Source organism: Photorhabdus aegyptia, assembly GCF_000612035.1.
In the GTDB taxonomy this organism is placed as follows: Bacteria; Pseudomonadota; Gammaproteobacteria; order Enterobacterales; family Enterobacteriaceae; genus Photorhabdus; species Photorhabdus akhurstii.
In genome coordinates this window covers 24,644-45,831 of sequence record NZ_JFGV01000036.1, presented here as the reverse complement: position 1 = coordinate 45,831, position 21,188 = coordinate 24,644, and the positions used below count along the sequence as shown (strand labels likewise).

Here is a 21,188-nt window from a genome sequence, read left to right as displayed (position 1 = left end):
TTACTCCCTTAAAATAATAGGTATGTTGTTTCAACCTTCGGCAAGTAAAGCCCGAAGAAAAAATAACGATATGTTGAATACAACTTCTTAACCAAATTAAAAATAGGTCACCGTTTTTAGAAAAAAAATCTTAATTTTGTTAATTCCTTGTAAACAAAACAATAAAAATATAACAATTATGATTTAATGAAGTCTAATATAACAACAAATTTATATTTAATAACCTTATCAACGAATTTAGTCATCATTATTCATGTATCAATAATGCCAATAATAATTTGGAATTATTCATCAAATACGAATTTATAATCAATATGTAACATTTAACAAACAACCAGAATATTGAGATCTCCACGATATTTATACAATTATATAGTTAGCATGATAATCAACAATGTTACTTCTTTATTTCCGTCAATTTTTTTAACCGGGAACGTCTATAAACCCGGAATATGGCCAACAAATCTAAGGTAATAAACTTGTTATTTCTCACCAAGTAAGCTATTTCTATTCAATGATGAGTAATTTTAAGAATTATTCACAACATAATAATAAAAACAGATTAATAATCTGCATTTATATTTTCGATATTTACAATACCTAAAAACAAGCAATTTATGATATTACTAACACCAGTCAAGTTCTTATCAACGTGAAAAATCCATTAAAAAATTTAAAATAAAAAAACACATTTCTATGCACACGATAGAAATTTTCTTTTATACGATTACCCTACTTACCTTAACAATCATTCATATCAACATTTTTTTATCAACCATTATCACTACCGGGAAGAATAAAATATTCTAATAACAACCAAAATAAGAATTGCCAATAAGCAATATTATATATAATGATATTTCAATAAAAAACTAAAAGTTTTTATTTTTAAAAAATCATAAATATATAAAATATAAAACTAAAATTTATATGATTTTCCAATTTATAATAACGAAAATATCACATTTATATTTATAATTGCCATACAAATCATTTCATCTCACAATTTAACCAAGAATTACAACAAAATATTATTTATATTGTAAAAATAACAATGGTAAATTAATCTCTTGTTCTAACCAATAATACATTTCATTACTTTATATTAACTCATGTAATGATTTACATTATTTACCAAATTTAGTGTTTTATACCATTATAATAAACTCGATATAAACCCCATATAAATTCAAATCTGGTCGCTTCATTTTAAATAACTCCCTATTTAATAAACCAAACAGAAAACCAGATAATAATTATGGTAATTTATACTGTATACAATAATATCTCAATGACAAATCACACTGTAAAAAACATCAAAAATAATATAAAAATATACTCCAGTTCTTATCAAATTTAATCCATATAATTTAATTAAAATTAAAACCGTATATTTATTTAAACAAAACAATAAAATCATTTTCCATGAAAAATGTTACCAGTGAATTTAATCAATTATGTTTTATTGCATTAGAGCATTTAATTAAGAATGTATCTTACAATACCATAACAGGCACAATAGCTTTATTCCACCATGATACACAAGATAAAATTTAAGTCGGTGATTGTGGTTAGAAATTGTGGTTAGAATATGTGCCTGACACAATAATCTGATACATCCGGTTAGTCTGGCGTCATGATTGACACCAGACTAACCACCCCAAATCTCGTATATGGACGAACATCAAGAACTATTTAACCAATAAAATAACTCACATTTATAATCGATAACTATACATCTAGTTAATATTCACTATACGTAACTATATGTTAAATAAGGATAGGTTATTTCTCCTTTTTAGCAAAACAGAAAAAACAACCATTAGCGATAGCAAAAGATCCTGGCGCTGTTTTCTACGATACTTGTGCTCGTCTCCCTATGCTTGCTACTGTTATTCGGTTGCAGCAGCACCTTTGAGCAATATGCTTTTGAATAAGGTCATTCCTGCTTATCTCCTGAAATCTTGCATGCTACTGGCATTTCAATGGAAAGATTATCCGCCCTTATTATGTGGAGGAGCTGAACTTAGCGTTCATTCGCTGCTATGTAGACAAAAAATTATTCAATACAACGATTATTCAGTACCACAAAGAGGTAAATTATGAACAACTTTGATCCCAAAACTTATCAACACACCCCCACGATCACGGTTCACGATAACCGTGGCTTGGATGTCCGCGAAATCCGTTATCACCGTACTACCGCAAAAGAAAACAGTGATATCCGTATTACCCGTCATCAGTATGATGCTTTCGGGCGCCTACACCAAAGTATTGATCCGCGCCTGTATGACGATTGGCAGAAAGATCATACGGTGAAACCCAATTTTCTCTGGCAGTATGATTTAACGGGCAACGTCCTGCGTACAGAGAGTGTCGATGCAGGCAATACTATCACTCTTCATGATATTGAAAACCGTCTTGTCCTGACCGTAACTGCAACAGGCGTCAAGCAGATTCGGCAATATGAAGACAACTCTCTGCCCGGTCGCCTGTTATCCGTAACCGAACAAGAAACAAAGGAAAGGGCAGCCCATATCACCGAACGTCTCATCTGGGCTGGAAACACACCGGCAGAAAAAGACCAAAATCTTGCTGGTCAATGTGTGCATCACTACGACACAGCGGGAGTGATCCAACTGAATCGCCTTTCCTTGACCGGCGCGGTTTTATCACAATCCCGTCAGTTACTGGCTGACAGTCAAGAAGCAGACTGGTTCGGAGATGATAAAAAGATTTGGGATAAGCGATTAAGTAGTGATGTATACACCACCGAAAACAAAACGGATGCCACCGGCGCTATGTTGACGCAAACCGATGCCAAAGGAAATATCCAGCGTCTGGCTTATGATGTAGCCAGTCAGTTAAAAAGGAGTTGGCTGACGGTAAAAGGCCAGAGTGAGCAGGTGATTATCAAATCCCTAACCTATTCAGCGGCAGGACAAAAACTACGCGAAGAGCACGGTAACGGTATCATCACCGAATACACTTACGAACCGGAAACCCAGCGACTAATTGGCATCACTACCCGTCGTTCAAACGATGCCAAGGCTTTGCAAGACTTACGTTATGAGTATGATCCGGTTGGCAATGTAATCAGTCTCCGTAACGATGCAGAAGCGACTCGCTTCTGGCGCAATCAGAAAATAGTGCCGAAGAATATCTATACTTACGATTCCCTGTATCAGCTTATCAGCGCAACCGGACGCGAAATGGCGAATATAGGCCAACAGAATCACCAGCTCCCCTCTCCAGCGCTAACTTCCGACGACAACACTTACACTAACTATACCCGTACTTATACCTATGACCGTGGTGGCAACCTGACCCAAATCCGACACAGCTCGCCTGCGAACCAAAACAATTACACCACAGACATAACCGTCTCGAACCGCAGCAACCGTGCGGTACTGAGTACCTTGACCACTGACCCAACCAAAGTGGATACATTGTTTCAGGCGGGCGGTCATCAGGAGACATTACTACCAGGACTAAACCTAAACTGGAATGCGCGAGGTGAACTACAACAAGTGACGCCGGTAAAACGGGATAACCGCACCAACAGTGGCAACGACGTAGAATGGTATCGCTATGGTAACGACGGGATGCGGCTGTTAAAAGTCAGTGAACAGCAAACGCAAGATATTCTCCGGCAGCAACGAGTTGTCTACCTGTCGGGACTGGAACTGCGTACAACCCAAAATGGCACTACTACAACAGAAAAATTACAGATCATTACAGTGGGTGAAGCCGGTCGCGCACAAGTGCGGGTTCTACACTGGGAGAGCGGCAAACCAGAAAACATCAACAATAATCAGATACGTTACAGTTACGATAATCTGATTGGTTCCAGCCAACTTGAATTAGATAGCGACGGGCAAATCATCAGTCAAGAGGAGTACTATCCATTTGGCGGTACAGCGCTATGGACCGCAAGAAACCAGATAGAAGCCAGTTACAAAACGATCCGGTATTCCGGTAAAGAACGGGATGCCACCGGACTCTATTATTACGGCTATCGATATTATCAGCCGTGGGCGGGAAGATGGCTAAGTGCGGACCCGGCAGGCACTATCGATGGATTAAATCTTTATTGTATGGTGATGAATAACCCAATTACGCTGGCGGATAATATGGGACTCTCAAGTTTAGACTGGCTTGATCTCGCCATGCCGCAAAATAGACCTGATATTTCGCCACTTTTGTATAAACAAAATCCAAGAGTTGAAAAGAGATACCAATATTTCACCAGAAGCACCGGTGAAATATTACAAGAAACAGAGAGAAATGAAACAACGCTCAAGCCTATGAAACCAAAAGATAGAGAAAAGAAATCCAGAAATATGAAATATACAAATGCAAAATTAAAAGGATATGCCGCCCATGCCGGTATTATGGGTCATGGCACCAACATAGATCACGATACCTATAAAGATAAATTTTTAAACCTGAGTGGTAGCTTAAGTGCCAAAAATACCTTCCCCGGAGTGCAACTTATCAGCGAAAAAGCGAAGCCCGGTTTCGAACAGTACCACCCCGATAAACTTCAAACATCCAAACGTTGGAGGCCAAATATCGATCTTGGCAGCTATCGCGTTACTAATGAAAAAGAATTTATCGCAGGTATACAAAAAGCGTATCAAGAATCAGGCACTGCATTACATCCACTGATTGAACAGAGGATCAAAGCACACATTAAGGAAAACAAGAACATTTTACCTAAAATGGCAGGTATTGCGGGTCTGCATGCTGAGGTACAAGCCTTAAATTATATGGTCACTGAACTTGCTAAAAGGGGAGAAAATATATCAAGTCATTTGAGTCAGAGCTATATATTTACACAACGACTTGTTGGTGAAACAAATAAAGACTTCCCGGCCTGTCATAATTGTTCTGGAATATTATCCGGCATAGAAAATGTCATGACAGGAAGGGTAGAAAATTATAGAAGAATGACACGCAGAAACTCCGTAGCGTAAGTAATAACTTGTACTAGAACTCAAACCTGATCTGACAGCTATCGAGAATGGATGTCAGATCAAGTTTCGACTCATACATATTAGTTCTTTAGTTATTAATTCGTTATATATCCGTCATCTTTCAAGTTGCTTCTTTGTTGGCTGCACTCACTCCCCCCGGTAACAGAGTTCTCTATGCTCCCGGGGATTCGCTCCCTTGCCGCCGCGATCCATCTTGAAATCCATAGGGTATATATCAGATTCTGATGATTTTTTTCAGATACTTATCTCCATTTTAATCAAACTTACCGAGAATAACGATTTGCATTAATTTAATATTCATGCAAAACATTCATGATGATATACTTTACATTCTGTATTTTTACACTACTATAAAAATATATGATATATAATTACCGATTAATTCTGACAAATACAATTAATTTACAGACAATAAATTATCAAGAATAGTAATCAAATGCTGTGACAATCAGATCAAAAAAAGTCATGCAAACCAAAACAATATCGAATAAAAATATATTTATTATGGTTCTATTGCTACCGTAATTATTAATTAGACCATTGCATTTATAGCAATAAAAATAGAAATATCAGAGAAACTATTGTTATTTCTATAATAATCACCCATTTTATCCACTAATCAGGAGCCAGAGATGAAAGAAACTGAGGAAAAAGAAAAGGGTGAAATGCTTGAAATTAATAACCATTATTTTTTCGTTGTTAATCTTACCAATGAAAATTTAATCGGTGATGTGATTTGGAGCAGCTCAGGGAATACAAGTACTCTCAATGTTGATGGGTTACATCCAGCAACCGCTTCATTTATCCAAGAATTCTATCCAGAAAGTCGGAAAAATGATTATTGGCAATGGACGGCAAAAGGAAGGAGATATCAATTAAATTGTTATGGTAATGATATCTATGTCGCTGTTGTCATTAGCGATTTTGGCATTTGTGTGTTACCTACCGGCACCAGCCCGGATGCATGGAAATGGTAGCTTTTCTTCTACTTCACTATTTATACCTTATAGATTTCAAGATGCATCGCGACGGCAAGGGAACGAATCCCCGGGAGCATAGATAACTATGTGACCGGGGTGAGTGAGTGCAGCCAACAAAGAGGCAACTTGAAAGATGACGGGTATATGTAAGAAAAATGCATCCTGTGGAAAATATCGCTAGCACTCTTACATAAAGACAAGCTCGCAAGTCGACAAAACAAAGATCGTGATTCTATCACGATCTTTGTTCAATCGATTTAAAATCGTACCTTTAAAGAATTCTTGAACTTTATTATCCACAATCTCAAGCCCACTCTATGTTGTTCGTTGCCCCAGATTACCAAATTAAGTGATTTATCCTACCATTCACAATTAGCACTCTAGGGCGGCGCTTTCCTAATAAAATCACTAAACTTTTTAAGCCCTCAGTATAAATGACAGCAGAAAGTTCAGATAATCATCAGAATCTACTATATATTTTCAACTATATATTTAGTAGAAATAACAATTAAACATGTATAGGATAAATACCTATATAAATTATTCATCTGTAATCATCTATTTACGATAAATTATTATCAGACAATCCTTCTTTCTCACTCCATTTTTTTAATAATAACATTCTATCTTGTATATATTTTTCAGACAATACTTCCAGTTTCTCTATTTTTCCCACTTGTAACTTAAGAAAGTTATGACTGAATTCACACCAAGAAACTAAAAAGAACTCATTATTGAAAAAGATCGACAGTGGACAGATCGTCTTCACAGTATGTGTATTATTTAAATCAATAAAAGTTATCACTATTTTTGATTTATGGTATATCGCTTTTCTAATATCAGATAACATTAAGTTATTATCTGTAACTTTACTATAACCATCTGTTTTTACAAACATTGGCGAAGAATATAGTTGATCACGCTGTTCTGCCGGCAATACTGCGGCAATCTTAGATATAAAGCTATGGGCAGACTTAGCCAAAACAACATCACTCTGTTCAATAACCCATTTATTGCCCAAAACTAAGGCATCAATCTCATCCATCGTAAACATTAAAGGAGGCAACATGAAACCTGGCCGTAATATATAACCCAAACCTGGCTCGCCTTCTATATTTGCCCCCTGACTGTTTAGTAAAGCAATATCGCGATAAAGCGTGCGCAAGCTTACATTTAAATCACTAGCGAGTAATTTACCACTGACAGGGTACCTTCTTTGTCTCAAGTATTGCAATAATACTATAAGTCTTTCGGTTCTTGACATTTCCGAACTCCTCATTTTAATAAAAATCAAATAGGATAAGGCTTTACTGAATAAATAGTATTGAGTTACTAGTCAGTACCCCAACATAACTATTTATTCTTAATTATCTATCATGGAACAATGTCGAGATTTCTCTATAAAACCATCAACTCGAAATCCTATATTTAATATAGACCTCAATTGTCTGGATTGACGAAAATACTATTGCCGTCTTACATAATTACCAAACTCTGTCAAGAGTAAATGTTCTATGCATTACGCCGAAACCAGGTTGAAGTAAGCATCGGGCATCAAACATAGAGCAAATATTTAAAAGCTTAATATACAGCTAATTAATACAAAAAATAAAATTCACATTCAATAAGATAACTTATCATAAGTAAACTTACTATGTATTAATGATATAAGAAAACACAAATATTAAAGTCAATTTTCATACTGCCGATTAATGCTTCAGCAGGGAAAGTATGGTCTTATTTTATTCGAACATATCTCTTCGTAATGCCTGGAAAAATGTTTTGATTTTATTACTCATAGTAAAAGAGCCGTGGAACTAAAAGGTAATACTCCAAATAGGTTTAATCTTAACTTCTGTTGAAAAAATAAAATATTTTAGAGAAGATAATAATAACTCATTTATCTTCAATTTATTTCTAGTATCAGATTATTAATATCGAAGGATAATATTACATAAATACACTATTATGTTCACTAAAAATAAAGGTGAAACCAATATTTATCCATAACAATATCTCCATTGATTAATCACCTTAAAATTTAGCTCTTGATAATTATCTTTTCCGCTAATGATAATAATCCCGGTAATCTGATGAATCTGTGTAAATTTTATAATCCCATAAAAACAGCTACTATCAGCCTGATGTTTATGATTTAACCCTATTTAACGCCCATCCCATTAAACTATTTCATTTACCATTCTTTATAAAAAGAGAGAACCAAGATAATACCTAAACAAAAGCGCTAACTTCTAAACGCATGTTAGTAGAGGAGAAATACAACTCATTCTCACATACTATATATACGCAGCGACTCCTGCACTCTATCCGTATTCACTATTAACTTACAAAATAATAGTCCACAATAATGAGATATAATGGAATAGGCAGTTAGTATAAAATAAGTTATCCTTTCTTATAGCCATTAAGCCAAAATTGTTCACTAACCCAGTCTGAAACTTGTATCATATATTCGTTTATTTTATTTAAGCAAACATGAGCTTCTGATTCATAACATAATAATGTATGACTATCACCCCATATCTGGTCTAACTTTCTCACCTTATCAATTGGAAATATATCATCCAATGCTCCATGAACAGTAAAAACCTTGGTTTTACAAGGTAAAAAGACGTCCAATTTAATTTCATCAAAAAGAGACTGCATACGGCTATTATCTTGCATAAATGCAAACTGGAAATCTTCTTTAAGCCTTCTTGGCAACTTATCAAACTCTGCTATTTCAGGTCCACCGGATAAATTGACGATACAGCAAAATTTATCGCCAATTTTTTGCGCAACGCGTAGAGCAAAATAACCACCAAAACTAATTCCTAAGAAACAGAGGAGATCACTGTTAATTCTGACATCATCCTCTAACAATTTAACTATAGATGAAACATATAATTCCATATCGATAGCTATTGGTGAGTTCCCAAGATTTATTCCCTGTCCTGGTCCATCAAATATAGCTACCGCCATATTTTTCATTAAGAAAAACTCAGCTAAAGATAATATTTCAATTTCAGTCATTGAATCCAATCCATTGGATAAAATAACACAAGGCAAAGGATGATTCTCTTCTTCTTTATACCCTTTAGGGAATATAAGGAAAAACGGCATACGAAATTTATCAACGACAATATATTGATGCTCAACTAGCAGGTCACTATATTTTATACTAGATAAAAAACATGAACGAATATACTCTCTGAGCTGTACCTTTCTACTCCTATCACTGAAGTACATAAATTCGGCCCAATGATAACAGGCAGCGGCACTCCTCAAAGCACGAACATGGCTGACCTCACTTTTAGCCGAGTTAGCGATACTAATATAGCTATCACCCACTTTTGACCAATTAATCATCCATTCATACCAAAACTCTTCAGAGGATAAGTCTAAGTTTTCCTGCTGAAAATCACTCAATGCTGCAACAACATCTCCCCAATGTACTTGGGGAGCATATTGAGAATTTAAGAAAAATAGTCTTGGCATAAAATAACCACAAGTAGCAAGAAGTTCTGGCGAAATTCTATTGGGTTTATTTTTATTATTCATCTTATTTTCCTTTAAGTTACTAAATACGAGTGTCTAACCACTCTTTACAGGCAAAGACCATTTTCTTACTATTTTCCGAAATAGCATTTTTTACTATCTCACGCTGTTTTTCTTTATCTTCCGTACCAAATTTAACTGCACATAAATCATGATTTAACTCAACATCATGACTAGAAACAATGTACGAACCACTTCCTTTACTAAATATCTTCCATGAGCCACTATGAGACTTTAATACTAAAGGAGGCTCTGGTTGGAAATATTCAATCAATAAATTATCCGCATCACAGAATCGTATACTACGGAAAGTCTCATTTCCATTTGGTGTTGATACTTCCATATTAAATTCTTGATGTTTATTATCATTATAAATAACTTTTATTGAATCACAATGCGGCAATATTTTGCTCCAGTCATCGATGTTTAAAAATATATTATAAACATCATCAAATTGGTGAGGAATATAATAGCCTGCGGTAAAAGTTAATAAATTTGATTTTTTATGACGTTCTACCTGACTCTTGAAACTATCCATTTCCATTCGAGTATTATCATTGATAAATGAGATAACAAAGGAATTAGCCTGGTCATGATTATCAATACCATCAACAATACCACTGATATCTTCTAACAAAGCCCAGTTCCTTTGTACCGTTATAATACAGCGTTGATCATTAACAGGAATAATTTGCCACCTGCCATTCATTGTTTTGAATAATGGCATCGGTGTAGGCATAACATAATCAACCCGGTAAATAGCATCAAAATAATATCGCCGTGTTTGCCAACTTACTGCTTTATTATTTTGTTTTGCTTTGATTTCAACCAATTCTTCATTACCTGATCTATTTAAAACTTCCGCACCATCACAGAATGAAAAAATATCGGTCCAACAAGAGACATCTTTAACTAAAGCATAGACCTGCTGTGCCGATGCCTCACATACGACTGAGTGAGTAATCGTTCCTTTTAATACTTTTTCCACTCCCTCTATTGACTCAACGATATTTTTTATATTATTTAGCTCTTTAACTGAATTAGTATCAATAGCTTTACTGATAAATTCGTGTGCCTGCTCTATTGTTTCAACACCATCAATTAACCCAGTTATTTCAGACTCAAGATCATATAAATGCTCTAACAACAGTACACATTGCTGGGAATTAATTTTAATCACACGCCATGACGTTTCCATCTCTTTAACTAACGTCATTGGCGGGTTCAGTTTTGATTTTATACTGAATGTTTCTGGATAAAATTTACGATTTGATTCCCATTGCATTAAAACACCGTTAAGTAAAGCTTTAACTTCTATTTTTTCTCCCTCCTTATCCCTAAAGAGAGTTTTTACTTCCTGACAAGGTTCAAATATTTCCGGCCATTTTTCAGAATTTAAAATAATTTGATATACATCTTCTACCTGAGCATTACAAATAATTGAATGTGATTCTACATAATTCATTATTGATTCCTCAATGTAAATAGTTTTTTAGGATCGATTGATTTAATTAACTCTGATTTCAATATTTTATCATTATGGCTCTTTGGAAAGTTTTCATCAGTAACATAGAACCAATCCGGCCATTTTTCCCGACTTAATTTACTACTTAAAAACGATGAAATAATATCTTCAATTTCAGCTAATGATTTCTTCGATATCTCTCCACTCATACAGGCAACTGGCTGATCAATAGCAACCCCATTTTCATGGAAAGAAAAACCAACAACTGTAGCCACATTCACATTGGGTATTCGGGATAAAATAGATTCAACTTCTTCAGGATAAATTCTATGTCCGTTAGCACTCATAAAAGTATTCTGCTTACGTCCTTTTAAAATTAAATAACCCTCTTCATCTATATAACCGAGATCACCGGTGACAAACCACTCATCAGGAGGCGTTATTTCCCCAGAAAGGACATCGTAATATCCTTCCATAATACTTTCGCCTCTTAATATAATCTCTCCGATATTATCAGATGAGCCAATAATGGGTTTAACCGCCACTTCCAATGTATTATCAATTTTACCAACACAATAAATTGAATTGAGATATCTTTTATCACGATGATCTTGCTCATCTACCCAACAGAAAGGACCATAAGTTTCACTTAACCCATATCCCTGCACCCATTCACAGCCAATTAATTGGCGCCCTCTTTCAAGTACACTAGGGGGCATAGCCGCGGCGCCATAAGCAACGACTCGTAAACAAGAGAGATCAATATTACGTTCCGCTGTCGATTTAACAAATAATTTCATTGACTCTGGGCGTAACATAATATGAGTGATTTTATTGCGAGAAAGATAATCAGGCCATCTCTCTACATTTCTATCTTCGGGTATAAAAAGTGTTGATTGATGTAATAATGAGCCGAAAGAAAAAATCACTCCCGTTGTATTATTCAACAAACCTGACATGAATATTTTAGCATCTTGAGTAAACTTTAATTTCTCTGTCACCGAATAAATTCGACGACACACTAACGATTCTGAAATACTAATGGCTTTCGGTTTACCTGTACTTCCACTGGTAAACAAAACAATAAAGTTAGCAATAGATTGCGGCGAATAAGTTATCATTGGAATTTCCGCGTTATCATCACCAACTCTGATCTTATGATCTGAAATATCAATCACATTAATATTGCTTTCTTTTAATTTCCCAACAAAATGTTTATCTTTTTTAAGATAAACAACAAAATCGTATTGCACTTCATTGGTAAAATTAATCCATTCATCTATTGTCGCTGATGATAAATTATAGGGCATTAATAAATGCAACCCCATCGCGCTGGCGGCGGCCAAAAAGAAAACACCTAACTCATCATGTTCAAATATAACGATGACTTTATTACCTTTTTGTACTCCTCGACTAAGTAAATCATCAATTAAATGGGAAACAGAAGATATTACCTCTTTTCTTGTATAATGATAATCTTTAGTGACAATACAATCATGATGTAAATTATCACGCTCCGAATGTAACAACATAGAGATTAGTTTCATTTCTGTTTCCCTTTAATTAGCAATTAATTTTTATCGTTTAAACTTGATGAGACGAAATCAAGAACGGCTCTTCCTGTATCCCAATGACTGAATTGACTTTTCACCACAGAAATACCGAACTCTTTCTCAATCTCTTTTGCTAAATCAGCTAATTCAGTAGAATCCATATCATAAGCGTCAGAAAGATTCGCATCCATATCGAAATCATCAATATTAACGTTAAGAAAGAGAGACAAAATTGTTTTTATTTTTACTTCTGGATTATTATTCATATATTTTTCCTCGCGTACTTAAATATTTTAGAGATTAAATAGCTGAAAAACTCAACGCACATACATGACCTTGGTTACTGAGGCGCTGAATGATTATTTGGTTAGTATTTGAAAACTCATTTATTTTATTAGATTGTTGTTCTCCATCCCCGTTATTTTCTGACAAGAATGATGATGCCAGGACTGAATCAATCACGCCACTGACTGAAAATTGATTATTCAAATAGGGTCTCAGATTTATAAATGATGTTTTTATCTCTTTATTTGAGAAAGCCTTACTCGTTATCTCTTTTTCATCATCATATATTCCATCCATAATAAATACAGCATTATCATTATGGTTGAATAGCTCAGCAGTATATTCTAAAGTGTGATTTCTGGTATTTTTATCCGGTGCAAAATAATCAACAAAACCGGTTAATTCACATAATATCGAGGCACCGCGCTCTAAAGCATGTTGCCGCTCTTCCAGCACCAGAAATGCAGCGCCTTCGGAAAAATCTCCTGCCCGTTTTTCGCCAAAAACCTCAGAATGTTTCTGGCTTGATGTTTTCTCCAGTAAATTTTTAACCAACGGGCTGGAAAGATGTTCTGACGCACCACATAACATCACTTCCGCAACACCATTAGAAATCGCTTCCGCTGCATAACCTATTGCTTGCATCCCTGCCACATCGGAGGTGGAAAACGTTTTAGATTGCGCACTAAAACCATAAAGCAGCGACAATTGCCCTTGAAGCGCCGCAGGGAACCATGCCGTGGCGACATAAGGCCCCATTCCCTTTATGCCTTCAACATGGAGCGCTTTAACTTCATCCTCAATATGTTGCCATCCACCAAAACAGTTTCCGACATATATTCCAACGCGATTAGGATCAAGCTTATCTACATCCAATCTACTCGCTTTTAATGCCATTTCAACGGCGACGATACCATAAGCCGAAAATTCATCAATTTTGCGCCTTAAGCGGTTATTGATATATTTCGCGCCATCGAAATCACTCAATGTTCTTATTACAGAACTTACAGTCGTATTATTTTTCGATTCTTGGCCCAATAACTTCTGAATAACATTTGATTTTATGGCGGTGACATCATTGCCATCAGGATGTATTGCGCCAACACCGGTAACGACAACTCTTCTACGCATTGTCTACTGCCCTCATAACAATAACACTGTGAATACCAGAAAAACCACTTGATAATTTTAACGCGGTCTTAATTGGATATGCGCAACCTTGATTAGGAATATAATCTAAATCGCAATCAGGATCTGGGGTTTGATAATTAATTGTTGGGTGAACATACTGCTTTTCTATTTCCAGACATAATGCGACAGACTCGATCGCATTAGCGGCAGCTAAAGCATGACCTGTCATTGATTTTAATGAGTTAACTGGAATACCAAATGCATTTTCACCCAAAACAAATTTAATCGCATTTGATTCGTTAATATCATTTTGAGCCGTAGAACTGCCATGAGCACTAATATAATTTACCGTTGATGGCGATACCTGGGCATCCTTCAATGCCATATCAATGCACCGTGCCATTGCCATTCCATCCGCAGGCAAGTCAGTCATATGATAAGCGTTATTGACGGATGCATACCCTGCTAATTCAGCATAAATATGTGCTCCACGCTGCTTAGCGTGTTCATAAGACTCTAAAATTAATATTCCACACCCTTCAGCAATCACAAATCCATCCCGCTCAAGGGAAAAAGGACAGGTCGCCGCTTGCTGATTTTCCAACTCTCTTGATGATAGCGCCCCTAAAGCTTCAAAAGAGCCGATAGAAAGCGGACAAAGTGGCGCTTCACTTGCACCAGCCAGCATAATATCCGCTCTGCCATAACGGATATGCTCCATCGCAATGCCTAATGCATCAAGTCCTGCCGCACATCCGGTTGATATGTTGCTGACGGACATAGATGCGCCATATTTTTTCGCAACAGAGGTTGCGGCTGAACTAAAATCAAAGCTGTCATAATCTTCTGATTTAATTAAATCAGGGTGAATATTCTCTTTGCCCCCGTTGGTGATTCTGAGTAAACACTCTTCCATTCCCGCAGCATCAGCAATCGCCGTTGCTATCGCAACACCAAAACGCCGACCATCAATGTCTGAAGGTTTTAAATTCGCATCTTGCATCGCCATCTCTGAGGCGTCTAACGCAAATTGAAGATATTTACGCTCACTTTTCAGAACAAACTCTTTGTTATTGCTATCGTCACCGTGAACCTTTCCTATTGCTCCGCTTTTAAAGCCAAATCTTTCTCTTCCCCACTCATATTTACTCACTCCTGATTTACCGTTATGAATATTGTTCCAGAATTCATTAACGCCAACACCTGTCGGCGCAACAACACCTAGCCCTGTCACCACAACTCTACGCGGTTGAGATTCATTTCTGTTATTTATTATCACAATAGTTATCTCGATAGAAATAGAATAAACATTTACTCAGGTAAGTTTTATTAATATAAAAGCTACCCATTTTCATTTAAGAAAATCATTATCTGAAAGTAGTAATATTAAACTACTTTATTTATCTTTAAATTTATATTTGTCATATATAATATTTGATTTTTATCTCCTAGCCAAAATTCTTGAAAATAAGCACCAAACCACAACTCCATTTGAATACCCATTTGGTTATTTCACTGATCTTTCATCTATTTAAACTGCAAGAATAATATGAATATTTCAGGTTAAACCAAACTAAGTTAACTCCCTTCGACCTGCCTATGGATAGAATAATTAATCTTTTTCTTAATGAACCAATTTATTCTTAAAAATCATCCAGAAAGGAGATGACAAATTTATTATCATAGAGCTGATATACCCGCTCACAGTGCAATATAACCAAACAACATAGCAAAGATAAGATATCTTTTGCTAGCCTATATATCACCTTGCCCACTGGAATTTCCGATTAAATCGGCGTATCTACTCTACCTCTAGTTATTAATTTACACTGAGCTGTATCTTTGCGGATTCGATACAAGTAAATCATGCCATGCACAATTCATACCTCAAGCACCTTTTCTAAACATCTAAGGTATGCCCAAGTTATTAGATTTAGTTGTATGATCTTGAAGTCTCTTTTCTGCTCATATTTCCCCCGTCTTACCCTATAATTATATATTATTATTATAATATTGCGACCACTCGACTCCATGAAGCATCTGCTTTCTCTAATTTTATTGGAAAACAGCACACTTTAAATCCATAAGGTTTAGGAATACTGGTTAAATTACAAAGCCGTTCTATCTGTAAATAAGGGTGATCCCGTCCGATAAAATGAGATGGCCATAAGCAATCTTTATTCCCAGTTTTTTTATAATCGTTAATCATCTCTATGAATGGCCGATCAAAGCTAAACGCATCTGTCCCAATAATCTTTACCCCTTGCTCTACTAGCCATTGAACAGCACTACTTTCAATCGCTCTATAGTGAGTAAAATAGGATTTTTCTCCTAGCAGTTTATCAGCTCCGGTATTGATAAGGACTATATCATTTTCTTTTATTTTATAATTAATTTTCTTTAATTGGTTTTCTACCGCCTGTTTATCAATTGATTGATTATCATGACTAAAATCAAGTAATACACCATGATTATAAAACCAATCCAAAGGGATATCAGTAATTGTTGCTGGCTGCTCTTGCCCTTCATGCCACCCATAGTGATAGGGAGCGTCAATATGTGTTCCGGTATGTGTGGTCAAGTGATAATACATCAGTGATAATCCCATACCATCAGGAAAATCATTGTGATCAATGATCCACTTTTTGCGTTTGAACCGTTTTACAAAGGCTCTTTTCCACCATGAACTGGTATGAAAATACAAATAACTTTCACCTAATTTATTGGCGCCCTCTTTATGATCAACGATTCCCCTAGTTACTTTCTCAGGCTCCCAAAAATCACAATCTATAGGAACACTTAAGTCAATAATATTACTCATCTTTGTTCCTTATAATTTCGGAATAGTTTATTTCATTGATATTCGGTGTAGCAATTACTTTCTTTTGAGATAAGGCACAAACAAATTTCTGATGATGAATCAATAATGTGCTCGACTCTAACTCTTTCATATCTTTAACAGAATCAGGATTATTAGCTAATAATTTCTCATGTAAAGTCGAAGCAAATAATTTAATATATGCTTCAAATCTAACCCAATAGCATAATAACATTAAATGATAATAATTCTGAAATCCGTGGTTATCTCCTAATCGTTGTTTTAACATTACATCTTGCATATATTCCAGCTCCTTATCCTTAATAAAACATTCAATAATTTCTGAGAGTTTTATCTTAGAAGGAGTGACTTCAATATCAACACCTATTTCCCTTGAGCTAAAACCGATGGCACAATAGTTTCCTGACGCGCTCAGTGAAAAATAATATTTGAAGTCTTGCTCCGTGGATATATAAGGTTTTCCGTTATCATTCGTTATGATTTCATAATCAGATAAATATTGACTTAAAACATAACGTAATGCAGCCCGTCGAAATATAAATCTTTTTCTTCTATCCGCTAAACAAATTTGGTTATAGCGAACTATATCAGAATGGTGAATTAACTGTTCAATAGAAGCTAAATCAATATCGTCGATTTTAATAATCCAAAGATCAAAAAAATCGGATGATAAAGAAATGCCGTCCATAATTAGTAATTACCTAATCCACCACACACATTAAGTGCTTGAGCGGTTACAGCCCCGGCGAGAGGAGATGCAAGATAAGCAACCATTTCAGCCACTTCATTGGGTTCAACATATCTTCCGATAGGAACACGCTCTTCGACTCTTCTTTTCGCCTCAGCGACATCAGTGCCCCAAATTTTGGCGTAATGTTCTCTAACACGCTCCGCCATCTCACTCTCAACAAACCCAGGACACACTGCGTTAACCGTCACACCTGAACCATTACGCGCTAATTCAAGCCCCAAGGATTTAGTCAGGCCAACCACACCATGCTTAGAAGCCGAATAAGGCGCACCATGAATAACACCTTGTTTCCCGCCGGTGGAGGCAATATTGATAATTCTGCCGCCGGATAACATTAATTTTCTTTTCAAAACTTCATGTATAACAAAATAAGTGCCATTTAAATTAACGTTTATGACATTTTGCCAAGTTCGTGGGCTTATTTCAGCAGTAATACCGCCACCAGCAATGCCAGCACAATTCACAAGTACTGTCAGCTTATTATCTTCAAGATCCAGTTGATCAAACGCTTTTTTAACATCTTCATGATTAGAGACATCACAAACTATTTTCTTTGCAAATTGACTACCATATTTATTGCGTAACTTACCAATTGCACTATCAAGACGCTCAGGAGTACGCGATAATAATATTGGTTCAAAGCCATCTTCAGCTAATCTTTCTGTAATTGCGAAACCAATATCTCCTGTCGCACCAGTAATAACGGCATATTTCATCTGAACTATTCCTATCGTTATTTATACCCGTCATCTTTCAAATTGCTTCTTTGTTGGCTGCACTCACTCACCCCAGTCACATAGTTATCTATGCTCCCGGGGATTCGCTCCCTTGCCGTCGCGATGCATATTGAAATCTATAGGGTATATATTATTGCTATTCACGGAAAAACACGATTACCCCTAACAAGCATTATTCACAAACTAGTGACAGTTTTTGTCAGCATTTACAAAAAATATTAACCAATTCTCGTAAAAATCAATAATATAACAATGTTACATTTACTACAACGTATTAATACCAAAATACTTTATCATACCGCTATACAAATTCATCTTTTTCTGACTAATCAGAGAATCAAATAAATAATCAGTAATAACCACTTTATTTACAATTGGTTGGAAAATAAGATGTTATGAATTAACCGCTGGGTTATTTTATCATGAAATAATAATTGATAGATGGGACAAAGTGCAATATAGGAAACCCTGAAAGCTTTTATTACCTATCCCTTAAACAGGCTTATGTTACCAATTAATCCCATTGTTGGCACAGATTGATGAAAGATATATTCCAAGCACGTACTCTTACCATCAGCATGTCAAAACCGGCGATATACCAAAATTAATCACCGGCTGGCTTATGTGACAATTTAATGCACGACTGATCTCTATAAAATATAACTTTTTGTTATATTAAATATATCAATAAATATATTTCAGCAACGTTATTAAAAGGAATTAAATATAAAGATCATAATTTCTCAATATTCTCTATCGGAATAGTTTAGATCTTACCGGATATTTATTATATTTACGCGACTTTTATTATTTTATCTACCGCAACAGTCACCATACCGTCGTGATAACTAAATTCGAAATTCCAACCGAGCCGATTTAGCATATTGAATAATTTATCAATAGTGTGGTTTTCCAGCTTTCCATTAATGATCTCGCTAATTCTCGCTTGAGTCGTTCCCAAAAGCTCCGCCGCTTTTACCTGACTTAAACCGCGCTCCTTAATCATCTTACGGATGATCACCATTAATTGAGCGCGAATATGTTTATCATTTGCTTCGTTAGGATTATTGCTGGATGAAACATAAGGGTTTTTCGTTACTATAAATTCCATCATCTCTACCTTAATCAGTGCCTGAGCCGACAAGTTATATCAAATTTGATATAACTGCAATATCTATCCAAACACGGCACACTCATTCGTAAGGGCCAAGGAAACGCACCCCGTTAAAGTGAATAAGATGGGACGGCGCATCTGCAACCCACACCTCACTCTCCCATGCAATTTCACCAAGGTAGCGGCTCATAATACTTCGGTTAGGAAAAGCGGTAACGTAGACCAGACCGGCTGTGAAGAACGGGGTTTTACGGCGCATCGGATAAAAATAGATAAAACATCCCCTCTCCTTCATGAGCAGCATGTTAACCCGATTTTGTTAATTTCTTACTTTCCACAAAGTTACCCTCCTACTTTCAGCAACAAATAATAGCGATTCAGCAATTGATTAAAACGGGTGTTAATTTGCATCAGTAATGCCAGCGATACAGTGCCGCTCTTTTTTTGTTCCGCCAGTTGACGCAGCAACTCCTCTAATGGCGGAGTATTCGCCAACGGCTGCCGAATGCTAAACACCATAGACTTCAATTCAGAACCGGTGAGATAACGACCGCGTTTTTCATCCAATGCGTCAAGTCGGTCTGTCAGATGTTGAAGGCGTAATTGGGCTAGATGGTAATTTTCCAATGCCTGCATCGGCAATGCCGCCGCCTCACGCTGGTGTAACCACTGATTTTGCATATCCTGTACTGCCTGACTGGCCGGCCACAATGTACGTAGCTGTTGTAATAGCTGAGAACCATAACTCAAAGGCCACAAAGCTGGCAAAGTGGTTAAATTTGTCAGTTGCGCACGACTCGCATCCAACGTTTTATCCTGTAACCGGCTCAGTAGCGCCGCATTATCCGATTGGTGTAATTCGGCAAGTTGTGCAGGCAGCAGTGTCTGCGGTAACGGATAGGTCGTCGCCAGCAAAGCCTCAACCAACGGGGACGGTTGCCGTATCCTGTCCACCAGCCAACCGCCTGTCACAACCAACGCACAAAATGCAACTCCCGCCACAAAACCGTGCCAAGCTTTCCAGCGCGAAGCAGGCACAACCTGAGCGACTTTGACCTGCGGTTGCACCGATGAGATCGTCTCCTGTACCACGTAGATCAGTTGCGGCGAAGAGGGTTCTTCGGGCAGCAAAATAGCCTTGCCCTCAACAGGCTGCACCGAGGCAAGAGATACCGGTACCGAACCCTTTTCCTGCTCCAAACACTCTAATCGCCGGGCGCTGTTGTGAAGCTGTACACGCAAACTGTCAAGTTTACTGACATGTTTCAGCTCCAGACGTTGAAGCACTTCACACAGTTGCTCAAGCACCTTTTCCACCCGGTAAATGAGCGACAAGTCAATATAAGAGAAGACGCAAGTACGCAATACCTGCTGTAAGCGTGCAACCAGCCAGGCGAAAATTTCAATCCGTGCATGCGTTGGTTGAGGCCAGAACTGCGCCCATTGATGGCTCACTAATCCATCAATCAATGCTAATCCTTCATCAATACCGGCTAATCCGGCGCGTTGAGCGCGGGCCAATGTGTACCAAGCGGCACTTTGTAGCTCTACGCCATTTAATCGAAACAACGCCAGACAAAGTTGTTCAACTCTGGCCCAATCAACATCAGGTCGAGCCGGATGGTTCAATTTACCGATTTCTTCTTTCAGCGCGCTGAATTCCGGCAGTGCGCGTGGGTCATCCCCGGTATGTATCGTGTTACCGGATGATATTGTAGTCATAACAGTTATCCTTAGCAGGCTATTTCAGCAAGCCAACCTAATGAAACGGAGGG

At 36.7% G+C, this 21,188-nt stretch carries 15 protein-coding genes; 2 read left to right on the top strand and 13 right to left on the bottom strand.

Annotated features, from left to right (window positions below; all coding sequences use genetic code 11):
- Window positions 1-2,102: 2,102 nt before the first annotated feature.
- Together BA1DRAFT_RS12490 and BA1DRAFT_RS12485 are read left to right on the top strand one after the other, a co-directional pair.
- The gene (locus BA1DRAFT_RS12490; RefSeq protein ID WP_051560775.1) at window positions 2,103-4,979 is read left to right on the top strand and encodes an RHS repeat-associated core domain-containing protein; all 2,877 of its coding nucleotides are present in this window, start codon (window positions 2,103-2,105) and stop codon (window positions 4,977-4,979) included.
- A gap of 653 nt (window positions 4,980-5,632) precedes the next feature.
- Complete coding sequence (locus BA1DRAFT_RS12485) at window positions 5,633-5,977, top strand: hypothetical protein (protein WP_036779577.1); 345 nt, start codon at window positions 5,633-5,635, stop codon at window positions 5,975-5,977.
- A 565-nt stretch (window positions 5,978-6,542) separates the two neighbouring features.
- Here the strand turns inward: BA1DRAFT_RS12485 and BA1DRAFT_RS12480 are convergent.
- The 13 genes from BA1DRAFT_RS12480 to BA1DRAFT_RS12420 form a co-directional block, all read right to left on the bottom strand.
- On the bottom strand, window positions 6,543-7,244 hold the full coding sequence (locus BA1DRAFT_RS12480) for a helix-turn-helix transcriptional regulator (protein ID WP_036779575.1): 702 nt from the start codon (window positions 7,242-7,244) through the stop codon (window positions 6,543-6,545).
- A gap of 1,142 nt (window positions 7,245-8,386) precedes the next feature.
- Window positions 8,387-9,541, bottom strand: coding sequence for an alpha/beta hydrolase family protein (locus BA1DRAFT_RS12475; protein ID WP_036779573.1), 1,155 nt, complete (start codon window positions 9,539-9,541; stop codon window positions 8,387-8,389).
- A 19-nt stretch (window positions 9,542-9,560) separates the two neighbouring features.
- Window positions 9,561-11,003 (bottom strand): SRPBCC family protein, encoded by a 1,443-nt coding sequence (locus BA1DRAFT_RS12470; RefSeq protein WP_036779571.1) that lies wholly within the window; start codon window positions 11,001-11,003, stop codon window positions 9,561-9,563.
- Window positions 11,003-12,550 carry a class I adenylate-forming enzyme family protein gene (locus tag BA1DRAFT_RS12465; protein WP_036779569.1) on the bottom strand — a complete coding sequence of 516 codons (1,548 nt, stop codon included), beginning with the start codon at window positions 12,548-12,550 and terminating at the stop codon, window positions 11,003-11,005. The genes BA1DRAFT_RS12470 and BA1DRAFT_RS12465 overlap by 1 nt, the downstream gene beginning before the upstream one ends.
- A 23-nt stretch (window positions 12,551-12,573) precedes the next feature.
- Window positions 12,574-12,822 (bottom strand): acyl carrier protein, encoded by a 249-nt coding sequence (locus BA1DRAFT_RS12460; protein ID WP_036779567.1) that lies wholly within the window; start codon window positions 12,820-12,822, stop codon window positions 12,574-12,576.
- A 34-nt stretch (window positions 12,823-12,856) separates the two neighbouring features.
- Window positions 12,857-13,972: a beta-ketoacyl synthase N-terminal-like domain-containing protein gene (locus tag BA1DRAFT_RS12455; protein ID WP_036779564.1), complete on the bottom strand. Its 1,116-nt coding sequence runs from the start codon at window positions 13,970-13,972 to the stop codon at window positions 12,857-12,859.
- On the bottom strand, window positions 13,965-15,251 hold the full coding sequence (locus BA1DRAFT_RS12450; protein WP_052105790.1) for a beta-ketoacyl-[acyl-carrier-protein] synthase family protein: 1,287 nt from the start codon (window positions 15,249-15,251) through the stop codon (window positions 13,965-13,967). Before BA1DRAFT_RS12450 ends, BA1DRAFT_RS12455 begins: the two co-directional genes overlap by 8 nt.
- A 726-nt stretch (window positions 15,252-15,977) precedes the next feature.
- A complete protein-coding gene (locus BA1DRAFT_RS12445) occupies window positions 15,978-16,793 on the bottom strand; it encodes a cyclase family protein (RefSeq protein ID WP_036779562.1) in 816 nt (271 codons plus the stop codon).
- The gene (locus tag BA1DRAFT_RS12440; RefSeq protein WP_036779559.1) at window positions 16,786-17,499 is read right to left on the bottom strand and encodes a 4'-phosphopantetheinyl transferase family protein; all 714 of its coding nucleotides are present in this window, start codon (window positions 17,497-17,499) and stop codon (window positions 16,786-16,788) included. Before BA1DRAFT_RS12440 ends, BA1DRAFT_RS12445 begins: the two co-directional genes overlap by 8 nt.
- Before the next feature lie 2 nt (window positions 17,500-17,501).
- The gene (locus tag BA1DRAFT_RS12435) at window positions 17,502-18,278 is read right to left on the bottom strand and encodes an SDR family oxidoreductase (protein WP_036779557.1); all 777 of its coding nucleotides are present in this window, start codon (window positions 18,276-18,278) and stop codon (window positions 17,502-17,504) included.
- 814 nt (window positions 18,279-19,092) lie between these two features.
- The gene (locus tag BA1DRAFT_RS12430) at window positions 19,093-19,410 is read right to left on the bottom strand and encodes a helix-turn-helix domain-containing protein (protein ID WP_036779554.1); all 318 of its coding nucleotides are present in this window, start codon (window positions 19,408-19,410) and stop codon (window positions 19,093-19,095) included.
- A gap of 82 nt (window positions 19,411-19,492) precedes the next feature.
- Window positions 19,493-19,717 carry a BsuBI/PstI family type II restriction endonuclease gene (locus BA1DRAFT_RS12425; RefSeq protein WP_235201082.1) on the bottom strand — a complete coding sequence of 75 codons (225 nt, stop codon included), beginning with the start codon at window positions 19,715-19,717 and terminating at the stop codon, window positions 19,493-19,495.
- Window positions 19,718-19,755: 38 nt separating this feature from the next.
- Window positions 19,756-21,135 (bottom strand): VasL domain-containing protein, encoded by a 1,380-nt coding sequence (locus BA1DRAFT_RS12420; protein WP_036779551.1) that lies wholly within the window; start codon window positions 21,133-21,135, stop codon window positions 19,756-19,758.
- Between the last annotated feature and the right edge of the window lie 53 nt (window positions 21,136-21,188).